This window comes from Prevotella melaninogenica, assembly GCF_013267595.1.
Taxonomy (GTDB): Bacteria; Bacteroidota; Bacteroidia; order Bacteroidales; family Bacteroidaceae; genus Prevotella; species Prevotella melaninogenica_D.
The window spans coordinates 1291063-1303110 of the sequence record NZ_CP054011.1 but is presented as its reverse complement, the minus strand read 5'-3'; the positions used below and the strand labels follow the sequence as shown (position 1 = coordinate 1303110).

The following is a 12048-nucleotide window of genomic DNA, read 5'->3' as shown; positions in this document are numbered from 1 at the left end:
GCTCTGTTTTGTTACTCCGCACATATGGTGCTGATACTCCGCACGTGTTGTGTTGATGCTCCGCACGTGTTGTGTTGATGCTCCGCACCAATGGTGTTGAGTACTAAATAGCATCTTCTGTATCATAAGAGGGAATTAAATCAGCCTTTCACTTCTTTTCTAAAGGCTCTATGCTCCACACAAGACCCGTGTGCCGCCAATAAGTAACACGTACTGTACGGTATTGTTCCAGCTCTTTAAAATGAGCATAGCTAATATTATGTTGTCTATCAGAAGACAAAGTGTCACCTTCCCATGTTATGGTATAGTCATTAGACCTCTTATAATGAGTATATACTCTCAGTGAGAATGTCCCTTCGTAACTTCTCACATCATGTTCTATAAGGTCTAATGTCAGGTCGTATCCCCATATTCCAACAACAAAAATTAGAACAAGCCCCATCACCAAATACTTCAAACGAGAATACCATCGTTCCTTTTTCTGGCGCATCCAAATATAGCAAAGATATGCCATACACACAGATAAAAGAATTGTGGTGATATGTAAGAATAAACCCCAATAGCCTTCTCTGGTATGAAGTCCAAAGTAGCTGGGATAAATATAAAGGATAAATAGCGTTAATAAGCAAAGCCATGCAAGAGATATGAAAAGCCATACGAACTGGCTGGCAAAGATTCTTTGCAATAGAGTCTTCTTGTCATCAGCCTTTGTTTGGTTAGCTTTTCCACTGCCTTCCTGCGTAGCCTCCTTCAAAATATCTATCCATTCAGGACTATTAGGTTCAGCTGTATGAGTCCCAGTGGCATCCGTAAAAGTAATGTGTTCAGGCTTTCCGTCTTTATATTCGATGTTCCAACTGCGGATGTTACTGGTTTTCTCCCAGCTGCAATCATCAGCTTTGAGTTTGTCAATATACTTTTTAGCCTCTAAAAGTGTTACTCCTTTGCCGTTATGAACCAGTCGTACTGCTTCAATATCCTTTCCTTCACGTAGCAACTGTCGCACTTCTTCATCAAGACTGTTCATCTTTCTATTATTTTATACACTGCAAATATACTACTTTCTGTATGCAATCACACTAAAGAACGTAACCTTTCTGCAATGAATTATTGTAATTATAGTTTTTAATTACTATCTTTGCACATGATAGGTTACGCTTGACTATTCGAAAGCAAGTTTTTATAGTGTTTGCTGTGCCTGTCTTTGATAAAAGAATAATTCATTAAAAGAATCACTAATTATGACAATAGAAGAGAAAACAAAGATAGAAGAAAGAATCGTTGACGTGTTGAAGACCGTTTACGACCCAGAGATACCAGTGAATATCTATGATCTTGGTATGATTTACAAGATTGATGTAGATGACGAAGGCAATCTTGATATGGATATGACCTTTACCTCTCCATCATGCCCTGCTGCAGATTTCATCCTTGAAGACGTACGTACAAAGGTGGAAAGTGTAGAAGGTGTCAAGACAGCAAACATCAACCTTGTCTTTGAGCCAGTATGGGATCAAAGTATGATGACTGAAGAGGCACGCGTTGAATTAGGCTTCGAGTAAGGCCGTTTCCGCCCTCTTTTTCAATATGGCAGCTAAGTTTCTGTCTAATTAGCAGCTTTGTCTCTGCCATTCTGTCCCAGCTTCTGCGGCATTGCCTCAGAATATAGGGAGTAATCATCACCCCTTACCACCCTTCACCCATTACCCAGTGACATGAAGAATATCTATTTCCTTTCCGATGCACACCTCGGTTCACTCGCTATAGAGCACCGTCGCACACATGAACGTCGCCTTGTACGCTTCTTGGATAGCATTAAGCATAAGGCTGCGGCAGTCTATTTGCTGGGCGATATGTTCGACTTTTGGAATGAATATAAGTATGTTGTTCCTAAAGGTTTTACTCGTTTCCTTGGTAAGATATCAGAATTAACGGATATGGGGGTGGAAGTTCATTTCTTTACTGGTAATCATGACCTCTGGACTTATGGCTATTTAGAAAAGGAGTGTGGCGTTATCCTTCACCGTAAACCGATAACAACTGAGATATACGATAAGGTGTTTTATCTTGCACATGGGGATGGGTTAGGTGACCCCGACCCAATGTTTCGTTTTCTGCGTAAGGTTTTTCATAATCGTTTCTGCCAACGATTACTCAACTTCTTTCACCCTTGGTGGGGAATGCAGTTAGGTTTGAATTGGGCTAAAAGGAGTAGATTGAAGCGTAAGGATGGGAAGGAAGTCCCCTATTTGGGAGAAGACAAGGAGTATCTTGTGCAATACACGAAGGAGTATATGTCCACACATAAAGATATAGACTATTATATTTACGGGCATCGACATATTGAACTCGATCTCACCTTGTCGCGGAAAGCTCGTCTATTGATTCTTGGTGACTGGATATGGCAGTTTACTTACGCTGTTTTCGATGGTGAACATATGTTCCTCGAAGAGTATGTTGAAGGTGAAAGCAAGCCTTAATAAAAGTAAAAATATCCTATTTGTAAAGACAAAATGGGATTTTTTGAGTATAAAAAGTAAAATTACGCAAAAGAATTTGGAGGTTACGAAACAAAAATGTATCTTTGCATTGTCTTTAAGAGGAATGGATGATGATTCATTACCGAGATAAGATGATAGTGGCTTTAGCCCTAAATTTTGATTTAAGACATTCATAATATAAAATTAAAACTCAGGTTTGTAGATTAAGTTTAGTCAAAAGAAAGGTAGTTGTCGTGAGACAACTACCTTTCGCTTTTTATGGAGTTTTATCGCTGTTTATTCGTGTCAGAATACAATTATAGGCGTTAATAGGTTTTTTATGAGAACATAACATCACCTATAACGCCTATAATTATCTTTGTTACTTCTTCAAGTCTTTAACGAGTTCCTGCGTGTCACGTGCAATGACAATCTCCTCATCGGTAGGAACAAGTACCACCTTAACCTTTGAGTCATCGGTAGAGAGAATCTGTTCCTCACCACGACACATATTGCGTTCTTTGTCAAGTTTAATACCAAGATACTCCATGTCCTGGCAAGCATCCCAACGAAGACCAGTCTGATTCTCACCAACACCAGCTGTCCAAACGATGATGTCAACACCATTCATTGCTGCAGCGTATGCACCAATGTACTTCTTAATACGATAAGTGTACATCTGCAATGCTAAATGAGCCATCTTATCACCTGCGTTGTCAGCGTTCTCAATGTCGCGCATATCAGAGCTGATACCTGTAATACCAAGTACACCACACTCCTTGTTAAGGAAGTCTGCCATCTCCTGTGGCTTCTTTCCGAGCTTCTCCATCAGATAGGTAACTGCTGAAGGGTCGATATCACCAGAGCGAGAACCCATCATTAAACCTGCCAATGGAGTCAGACCCATTGAAGTATCGATAACCTTACCACCCTTGATAGCTGCGATAGAGGCACCATTACCAATGTGACAAGTGATAATCTTCTGTGTCTTAATGTCAACACCAAGCATCTCGCAAACACGATGTGATACGTAGCGATGACTCGTACCGTGGAAACCATAGCGGCGAACATGGTATTTCTTGTAAAGATCATAAGGTACTGCGTAGAGGTAAGCGTAGTCTGGCATTGTGCTGTGGAAAGCATTGTCGAATACAACTACCTGTGGAGTGTGAGGCATTAAAGCATCAACAGCACGTAAACCACGCAAGTGACCAGCGTTATGAACAGGTGCAAGGTCGATAAGACTCTCAATACCTGCCTCTACTTCCTTGGTTACGATGCAACTCTTCTCAAAGAGGTCGCCACCCTGTACGATACGATGACCAACTGCTCCAATTTCGTCAAGGCTTTTAAGCGCACCAAGTTCAGGGTCGAGAAGCACCTTGAATACGAGTGCTACACCTTCCTTGTGGGTTGGAAGGTCAGCCATAATCTGCTTCTTCTCACCATTATTAAGTTTTACCTTAATAAATGCCTCGTCAAGTCCGATACGCTCAACAATACCCTGAGCCAATACAGACTCATCTGCCATATCGTACAGTTTGTACTTAATGGAACTACTACCGCAGTTTAAAACTAATATCTTCATATAAAGAATTATTATTTTAGAAGGATGCTATAGGGGTTGTTTTATAAGCGTCTTATTGCTCTTTGCGCATTTCTAAAACGCTCTCAGAACCCCTAAATCATCATTTCCAATTCTACTATTATTTCTTAGAATCCTGTGCTTGGCAGGCTGTGATAGCTACCATATAATAGATATCATCAATGCAACAACCACGAGAAAGATCGTTTACAGGACGTGCAATACCCTGGAGGATTGGGCCAATAGCCTTCGCACCACCAAGTCGTTCAATCAGTTTGTAGCCGATGTTACCAACTTCAAGGTTAGGAACAACAAGTACATTTGCCTTACCTGCGATGTTAGAACCTGGTGCCTTCTTAGCTGCAACGGCTGGAACCAATGCTGCATCAGCTTGCAACTCGCCATCAACCTTCAGTTCAGGGAACTTCTCCTTGGCAATCTTTGTAGCCTCAACTACCTTATCAATGATATAAACACTCTTACCAGTCTCACGGTCCTTAGCATCCTGTGCAGAGCCCTTTGTTGAGAAGCTCAGCATAGCTACGTATGGATTCTGGAAGCCTGCAACACTCTTTGCAGTCTCTGCAGTGGTATATGCAATCTGTGCCAATTGGTCAGCAGTTGGGTTTGGAGTAACAGCAACGTCGCCCATAACGACAATACCGTTCTCACCATACTGCTCCTCATGTGTAAGAATCAGCATAGCACCACTCACACAGCTGATACCTGGTGCACACTTAATAATCTGCAAAGCAGGACGAAGTGTGTCGCCAGTTGTAGAGAGGGCGCCAGAAATCTGTCCGTCAGCACCTCCTGTCTTAATAATCATGCAACCAAGGTAAAGATTGTTCTTGGTAACCAGTTCGCGAGCTTGCTCTAAGGTCATACCCTTCTTCTGGCGTAATTCAGCCAATTTCTCGGCATAGTCTTCGCTCTGTGGGTTATTCTCTGGGTCAACAATGGTAGCCTTGTCAATGTTCTTAAGCCCCCATTCTTCGGCAAGCTTATGGATGTTGGCTGGGTTTCCAATGAGGATCAGATTGGCGATGTCATCAGCTAACACTCTGTCAGCTGCCCTAAGGGTACGCTCCTCTTCTGCCTCGGGGAGCACGATACGTTGCTTATCGGCTTTAGCACGTGCAACGATTTGCTCTAATAAGTCCATATATGTCTTTTAAAATGTAATTATTATAAATTCTGTTTTTGCTATGCAAAGATAGCAAAAGAAAGTTGTAATTCCAAACATAATTATCGTTTTCTCCTATAAAATAGGTTTATACAGGTTGGCAATCATTTTCCATCTACTTTCGTTGTGAGTATCTTCTATATATAATAGGGACAAAGATGTCTTTTTCTTCGTATTTTTTAGCGATGTGTTGACGTTCCGCACATATGGTGCTAATGCTCCGCACATGTGGTGCTCATGGTAAACACCAATTGTGCTGAGGGTTAAATGGCTTGTAATATATTATTAGTCTGAGGGCAATTTGTTGTTAGGAAAGGCTTGTACTACCCAAATATGCAAATGAAGTGCTATTGGATAGCAACAAAAACAGCCTACTCTTTGGGAGTTTTGAGTTTTCTGTATATCTTTGTATTATAAACAAAGCAGATAATGTTATGATAAAATTTCATGATGTAAAGACAACCGACCGTGAATTAATACAAAGTTATACGCTATGTGGTGATCGCATGAATTGCGATTTAAGCTTTGCGAATATAATTTCATGGCGTTTCTTATATAATACGCAAATAGCTGAGGTTGACGGCTTTTTAGTGTTCCGTTTTTATACGGGACATCATCTTGCCTATATGGCTCCAGTGTGGAAATGTAAGTGGGATGAGGCTATGCGTGAGCGTTTTGCAGCTGTTATTAGACAGATGCGAGATGATGCAATCACCTTGGGTCATCCCTTCTTATTGTTGGGTGTTTGTTCTTATATGGTTAGTGTTTTGGAGGAAACTTTCCCTGATACTTTCTTTGTTAAGTCCGATCGCGACCATTTTGATTACATCTACACCCGTGAAAAGTTGGCAACATTGTCTGGTAAGAAACTTCAAGGCAAACGAAATCATTGTAATAAGTTCCGTAAGAGCTATCCTAACTATGAGTATCGTCCGCTTACAAAGGAGATGATACCCGAGTGTATCGCTGTAGAAGAGAACTGGAGGGCTGTCACAAAGGAGGATAATGAAGATACGGAAGAACTTTCTGAAGAACTTCGTTCTATGACACGTGTCTTCGATTTGTGGGATGAGATTGGTGCCATTGGTGGTACGATATGGGTTGATGGGAAGCTGATCGCCTTTACTTTCGGCTGTCCTATCACGGATAAGGTGTTCGATGTTTGTGTGGAAAAGGCTGATACTGCATACGAAGGAGCGTTTTCTATTATCAACCAGGAGTTTGCACAGCATCTTCCAGAGCAGTATGAATATATGAATCGTGAGGAAGACCTTGGTTTAGAAGGACTCCGTTATGCGAAACTTTCCTATAAACCAGACATTCTTTTAGAAAAGAGTGTTGTCATGGAGAAATATCCTTTGGCGCAGGAGGAAACACAAGAACAGATTAAAGAGGAGACCATCGCTTTGTGGCGTGACACCTTCCATGACGCAGAACCCTTTATTCAACTCTATTTCTCACGTGTCTTTAAACCTGAATATAATATTATCTGTCAGGTCGAACAACATACAGTAGCTGCCCTTCAGGCCCTCCCTTATACAATGAAATATTATAATGAAGAGGTGCATACGGCTTATATTAGTGGTGTGAGTGTACGAGAAGAGTTCCGCAAACAAAATATGGGTAATAACCTAATGTCGCAGGCTCACTTCCGTCTTTATCATAAGGATGTGGTTTTTGCATTGTTGATACCTGCTGAAGAATGGCTTTACGATTGGTATAGTCGTTGTGGTTATACACGTAACATTACTTGTACACCGCCTCCTGCTGATGTTGACAACATGGACTTTTCAACCTTCGATAGCTGGCAACGTGCAAAGGATTGTGTACTTTTACATGACGAAGAAGGTTTTGAAATTATCAAGGAAGATTATCGTATATCACAGTCTATTGAGCCAGATGCTTGCGTAGAAACGAAGGATATCCCAGGAATGATACGTATTATCAATGCTGAAAAGGCGTTGCAACTTTATGCAAAGCGCCATCCAGAGCATACGGAAAACATCCGAGTGTACAATGATTCGGATATCCCAATGAATAATATCTACTTCGAAATCAAGTATGGACACGTAGTCAGAACCAATCATCCTTTGCCTGATACCCGTTCATTAACAATCACTGAATTAGCTGATTACATCTTTAAGGATGATAACCTTGAGATGAATTTAATGCTGAATTAGGTGTTAGGTGTTGGTTGTTAAGTGTTAGGTGTTGATGATGTGTTAAAGTTTGGCGCATCTGAGGGAACATGTTTGTTAAATGGGTGTTGGGTGTTAAGTGTTAGTTGTTAATGATGTGTTAAAGTTTGGCGCATCTGGGGGAACATGTTGGTTAAAAGGGTGTTAGGTGTTGAATGTTAGGTGTTGATGATATGTTAAAGTTTGGCGCATCTGAGGGAACATGTAGGTAAATAAATTGGGTGTTAATGAATAGCAAGCTTATGACTATACATTAACACCTAAATCATATACCCTTTATAAGTATTCATCAACACCTAACACCCAACATCCATCACCTAATCATAGTATTCCTCAACACCTAACATTCATCACCTATCACCTATCACCCATTCCCCATCTCTTTCGTCAAGATACTTTCCAATTGTTCGGCAGAAAGGCGGAGTTGGAACTCGCCACGTAGGGCAACACTGATACGGCCTGTTTCCTCTGATACGATGACAGCCAAGGCATCAGAGTCTTGAGAGATACCCATTGCAGCACGGTGTCGCAAACCAAGTTCCTTTGGAATATCTTGCTTGTGGCTCACTGGAAGAATACAACCTGCAGCCTTGATACGACGTTTTGAGATTACCATTGCGCCATCATGGAGTGGAGAATTCTTAAAGAAGATGTTTTCAATGAGTCGTTGATCAATACGAGCATCGATCAAGTCGCCCGTCTCAACGATATCTTCTAACTTTACACCACGCTCAATAACAATCAGTGCACCGACCTTTCCACGGCTCATACTCATACAAGCCATAACGATAGGCATAATTGTTTCCTTGTCAACTTCTTCTTTGCTTCCTTTCTTGGTGAACAACTTCATAATGTTGTTTATCTTTCTGTGTGCACCAAGGCTATAAAGGAAGTGGCGTATATCTTCTTGGAAGAGGACAATCAGACCGATGACTCCCACCGAAACAAGTTTGTCCATGATACTACCTAAGAGGCGCATCTCCAACACTTGACTCACTATGAGCCATACGATAACGAATACCATAATACCGATAAAGATATTCAGCGAGCGTGACTCCTTCATCAATCGGTAAATATAGTAGAGCATCAGTGCTACCAGCACGATGTCGATTACATCTTTTATTCCAAATGGGAAAAACATAAAAGTAGAGCAACTCCCAGTTTCGCAATCGCAACTTCTGACAATAGGTTGAGTCGGTATGCTAATATTGGGTGAGGTGTGGGTTATCTATTGGTTGATAATTAATATGTTAAATAACGCTTATTGCTCAGCATTTTGGCGCATTGCTTCAACGATTTTCACCGCTTCAACAGCAGGACGAACGTCGTGAACACGCAGAATATTGGCTCCTTTCATGAGGGCGATAGTGTTCAGAACCGTTGTGCCGTTAAGACTTTCATCTGCTGTGATGCCCAAAAGTTGGTGAATCATACGCTTACGGCTGATGCCAACGAGTAGGGGAAGTTCCATTACTTGCAGTCGTTCCATCACACTCAACAAGGTATAATTACCATCTACGGCTCCTTTGCCAAAGCCAAAGCCTGGGTCGAGGATAATATCTTTCTGTCCTAAGGCACGCAACTTTTGTACTTCACGTGAGAAATTAATGAGCATATCGTGTAGGTTGGCTGCCGTAGACATTAATATATAAGGTGTACCTAATTCGGCGACAGTAGGGAACATCTCTGGGTCTTTACCTTCTTCAACATCGTTGATGATGTCGGCTCCAAACTCTTCAACGGTGCGGCGAGCTATTGAAGCATGAAAGGTATCAATAGAGATGATGGCTTCTGGCTCTGCTTCACGGATAATTGGAAGGGCAAAAGCTAATCGGTTCATCTCCTCTTCGGCACTGACAGGGTCACTGTCGGGACGAGTAGAGCAAGCTCCAACGTCAATAATCTTTGCCCCTTCAGCCACAATCTCATGCGTACGTTGGCGAATAGCCTCCTCTGTCTGTACCCGACTGCCAGCAAAGAAAGAGTCTGGTGTCACGTTCATGATACCCATAACGAGCGGATGACTCAAGTCGAGGAGCTGTCCCCTTACGTTGATAGTATAGTTAACGGGCTTCACGTCTGCCCCAAGATTCATATTTTCCATATCCGCAAAGGTAATGTAAAAGTAGCATATATGTGAATTTTGAATTAAGAAATTTGATATGGTGGGGGAGACAGGGTAATCTTAAGATAGGGTAACAGGGGAGTAGGGGATGTGTTGAGACATAGTAACAGAAGAACAAAAGATTAGGAATAACATGGAATGGGGCGTTATTTGTATAGAAGATTTAGCCTTATTGTGTTGCAGCTTAGTGGGTATTTCGGTATGATTAACAGGTAAGATACGAATTATTTTCATGAAAAAAAATATTTCTTTTCATGAAGAAAAATATTTTTGTTCGTGAAAATAAATCTTTTTTGTCGTGAAAATAATTTGGAGTTCGGTCTGCTCTATTGTCTTGATGGCAGTAAAGATAGTTATTGAATACTATTATAATAATGTAGATTAGTTCTTTATAAAAATGTTTTTATAGCTTTACTATGTTATTTTATGACAGCTTCTTTTGGATTGATGCAAATAAAAAATAGGATATGTCAGTTGTCCGACATATCCTATTTATATACTGTTTTATGATTGTCTGTCTGTTGATAGGGAGGACTTAGGCGTTTACACGTCCCAAGTAGCTACCATCGCGAGTGTCAATCTGGATAACCTCACCCTCGTTGATGAAGAGAGGAACGCGAACAACAGCACCAGTTTCAAGCGTAGCAGGCTTTGTTGCGTTTGTTGCAGTGTTACCCTTTACGCCTGGCTCACTGTGTGTAATAGTCAGCGTAGTCTTAACAGGCATCTCAGCGAGGAGGATTGTACCGTCAGAAGTATCTGTAACAACTTCTACAACGTCACCTTCCTTCATGTAGTCAGAACCAGTGATTTGGTGCTTAGAGATAGGAATCTGCTCGAAAGTCTCCTGATTCATGAAGATGTAACCAGTTGAATCCTCATAAAGGTACTGATAAGGACGACGCTCAACACGAACATCCTCAAGCTTGAAACCAACCTGGAAGGTACGCTCAAGCACACGGCCGTCAGCAACATTCTTCAACTTTGTAATCATAACGGTGTTACCCTTGCCTGGCTTACGGTGCTGGAAGTCGATGCAAGTCCAAATTTTACCATCAAGACGAATACATGTTCCAATCTTGATTTCCTGTGAATTAATCATAATCTGTTAATATCTAATTTATTATTTTTATACGTTGATATCTCACTAATGCGGTGCAAAGTTACAGAAAATATGGAAAAAAACATAAATAAAGGGCGTAAAAATCATTGTTTTCTTGGTTAATTCAAAAAGATTAAGTAATTTTGCAGCCCATAATGGCAGGTTTTATCCTGTTGCTCTTATAATTTGCATAATAACAATAAAATAGGATAAGAAAATGAAAAGAACATTTCAGCCGCACAACCGTCGTCGTGTAAACAAGCACGGTTTCCGCGAGAGAATGGCAACAAAAAACGGCCGTCGTGTATTGGCTGCTCGTCGTGCCAAGGGTCGTAAGAAGTTAACTGTTTCTGACGAACATCACGGAAAGTAAAAAGTACGCTGTTTCCTTTAGAGGGAATTAGTGCGAAAACGGAAAGAAGTAGAGACTATTCTTTGCTTCTTTCCGTTTTTTTATCTACCTTTGCCAAGTATAATGTTCAGTTGACGGGTTGACAAGTTAACAGGTTGACAAGTTATTGCTTATATTAGGAGTTGACGAGTTAATGAGTTAGCAGGTTGATAAGGTAGAAGAAAAGAAAACAAGTTGAATGACAGCAAGAGAAATCTTCCATAAATTTAACAGCACATATATCTGGGGTAATATCCTGGCTATCGTTATTCTTGTGTCGATGCTGTGTATAGGAGTTAGGTTTGGGCTTGACTACTACACACTTCATGGTGAGTCTATCGTTGTGCCAAATGTGATTCATAAGCAGTATGATGAGGCTGTGGATATTATGGATAAGGTTGGACTGACAATTGAGGTGACCGATACTGGATATGTGAAGGAACTTCCTCCAGACTGTATTCTTGAGCAATCGCCAGTTGGTGGTAAGCGTATTAAGTCTACTCACGTAGTTTATGTAACCATCAATGCGGCAAGTGCTCCATCACTTGTAATCCCTGATATTATTGACAATAACTCACTTCGAGAGGCGCAGGCGCAGTTGCTCTCTATGGGTTTCAAGGTGGGTGAACCTGAATATATACCAGGAGAGAAAGACTGGATTTATGGTATCTTAGTCAAGGGTAAGCATGTTCAAGCAGGTAACCGTGTTCCATCAGATGCTGTGATTGTGTTGCAGGTGGGTGATGGTACGCGTCAGATTTCTGATACATCAGGTTTGAAAGAGCCTGAATATGAAGAAGTAGAAGTCGTAGAGAAGGTTCCTAAGTACGATGAGGTTGAGGAATATGTGGAAGTACCAGTTGACGAGAATGGCAACGAGATAAAAGATGGACATGGAAAGACGAACGCTGGTAGTTCGGGTTCTTCTTCACAGTCGGGCTTGCCTGCTGATCCCTCTTCGGTTAGACCAAAAGAATAAAG

General features: G+C 41.2%; 11 protein-coding genes. 5 read left to right on the top strand and 6 right to left on the bottom strand.

The annotated features are described in order from the left end of the window. Nucleotides 1-148 precede the first annotated feature (148 nt). Entirely contained in the window at nucleotides 149-1027 is an 879-nt protein-coding gene (locus tag FIU21_RS10675) for a hypothetical protein (RefSeq protein ID WP_004361639.1), read from the bottom strand. Nucleotides 1028-1241: 214 nt separating this feature from the next. Between FIU21_RS10675 and FIU21_RS10670 the strand changes: the two genes are divergently transcribed. Then, nucleotides 1242-1562, top strand: a complete 321-nt coding sequence (locus tag FIU21_RS10670) for a metal-sulfur cluster assembly factor (protein WP_004361640.1) — start codon at nucleotides 1242-1244, stop codon at nucleotides 1560-1562. 153 nt (nucleotides 1563-1715) lie between these two features. Next, the gene (locus FIU21_RS10665; RefSeq protein ID WP_004361641.1) at nucleotides 1716-2480 is read left to right on the top strand and encodes a UDP-2,3-diacylglucosamine diphosphatase; all 765 of its coding nucleotides are present in this window, start codon (nucleotides 1716-1718) and stop codon (nucleotides 2478-2480) included. 382 nt (nucleotides 2481-2862) lie between these two features. Here FIU21_RS10665 and FIU21_RS10660 read toward each other — a convergent pair whose 3' ends face one another. After that, nucleotides 2863-4068: an acetate kinase gene (locus FIU21_RS10660; RefSeq protein ID WP_004361642.1), complete on the bottom strand. Its 1206-nt coding sequence runs from the start codon at nucleotides 4066-4068 to the stop codon at nucleotides 2863-2865. A gap of 118 nt (nucleotides 4069-4186) precedes the next feature. Further along, on the bottom strand, nucleotides 4187-5230 hold the full coding sequence (pta, locus tag FIU21_RS10655) for a phosphate acetyltransferase (protein WP_036886971.1): 1044 nt from the start codon (nucleotides 5228-5230) through the stop codon (nucleotides 4187-4189). A gap of 455 nt (nucleotides 5231-5685) precedes the next feature. On the opposite strand from pta, the gene FIU21_RS10650 reads away from it, so the two are divergent. Then, nucleotides 5686-7431, top strand: coding sequence for a GNAT family N-acetyltransferase (locus tag FIU21_RS10650; RefSeq protein WP_004361644.1), 1746 nt, complete (start codon nucleotides 5686-5688; stop codon nucleotides 7429-7431). 382 nt (nucleotides 7432-7813) lie between these two features. Here FIU21_RS10650 and cdaA read toward each other — a convergent pair whose 3' ends face one another. The 3 genes from cdaA to efp all read right to left on the bottom strand — a co-directional run bounded on the left by cdaA (nucleotide 7814) and on the right by efp (nucleotide 10676). Beyond that, on the bottom strand, nucleotides 7814-8590 hold the full coding sequence (cdaA, locus tag FIU21_RS10645; RefSeq protein WP_004361646.1) for a diadenylate cyclase CdaA: 777 nt from the start codon (nucleotides 8588-8590) through the stop codon (nucleotides 7814-7816). 120 nt (nucleotides 8591-8710) lie between these two features. After that, nucleotides 8711-9553, bottom strand: a complete 843-nt coding sequence (gene folP, locus FIU21_RS10640) for a dihydropteroate synthase (protein WP_004361648.1) — start codon at nucleotides 9551-9553, stop codon at nucleotides 8711-8713. Nucleotides 9554-10109: 556 nt separating this feature from the next. After that, nucleotides 10110-10676 (bottom strand): elongation factor P, encoded by a 567-nt coding sequence (efp, locus tag FIU21_RS10635; protein WP_004361650.1) that lies wholly within the window; start codon nucleotides 10674-10676, stop codon nucleotides 10110-10112. A gap of 217 nt (nucleotides 10677-10893) precedes the next feature. Between efp and rpmH the strand changes: the two genes are divergently transcribed. Both rpmH and FIU21_RS10625 read left to right on the top strand, forming a co-directional pair. Next, nucleotides 10894-11049, top strand: a complete 156-nt coding sequence (gene rpmH / locus FIU21_RS10630; RefSeq protein WP_004361653.1) for a 50S ribosomal protein L34 — start codon at nucleotides 10894-10896, stop codon at nucleotides 11047-11049. Between the two features lie 217 nt (nucleotides 11050-11266). Beyond that, entirely contained in the window at nucleotides 11267-12046 is a 780-nt protein-coding gene (locus tag FIU21_RS10625) for a PASTA domain-containing protein (RefSeq protein ID WP_004361655.1), read from the top strand. Nucleotides 12047-12048: the final 2 nt, after the last annotated feature.

Bases quoted from the DNA above. Each gene is read 5' to 3' on its own strand.
- FIU21_RS10675 (WP_004361639.1), bottom strand. From the start codon at position 1,027: ATGAACAGTCTTGATGAAGAAGTGCGACAGTTGCTACGTGAAGGAAAG.
- FIU21_RS10670 (WP_004361640.1), top strand. From the start codon at position 1,242: ATGACAATAGAAGAGAAAACAAAGATAGAAGAAAGAATCGTTGACGTG.
- FIU21_RS10665 (WP_004361641.1), top strand. From the start codon at position 1,716: ATGAAGAATATCTATTTCCTTTCCGATGCACACCTCGGTTCACTCGCT.
- FIU21_RS10660 (WP_004361642.1), bottom strand. From the start codon at position 4,068: ATGAAGATATTAGTTTTAAACTGCGGTAGTAGTTCCATTAAGTACAAA.
- pta (WP_036886971.1), bottom strand. From the start codon at position 5,230: ATGGACTTATTAGAGCAAATCGTTGCACGTGCTAAAGCCGATAAGCAA.
- FIU21_RS10650 (WP_004361644.1), top strand. From the start codon at position 5,686: ATGATAAAATTTCATGATGTAAAGACAACCGACCGTGAATTAATACAA.
- cdaA (WP_004361646.1), bottom strand. From the start codon at position 8,590: ATGTTTTTCCCATTTGGAATAAAAGATGTAATCGACATCGTGCTGGTA.
- folP (WP_004361648.1), bottom strand. From the start codon at position 9,553: ATGGAAAATATGAATCTTGGGGCAGACGTGAAGCCCGTTAACTATACT.
- efp (WP_004361650.1), bottom strand. From the start codon at position 10,676: ATGATTAATTCACAGGAAATCAAGATTGGAACATGTATTCGTCTTGAT.
- rpmH (WP_004361653.1), top strand. From the start codon at position 10,894: ATGAAAAGAACATTTCAGCCGCACAACCGTCGTCGTGTAAACAAGCAC.
- FIU21_RS10625 (WP_004361655.1), top strand. From the start codon at position 11,267: ATGACAGCAAGAGAAATCTTCCATAAATTTAACAGCACATATATCTGG.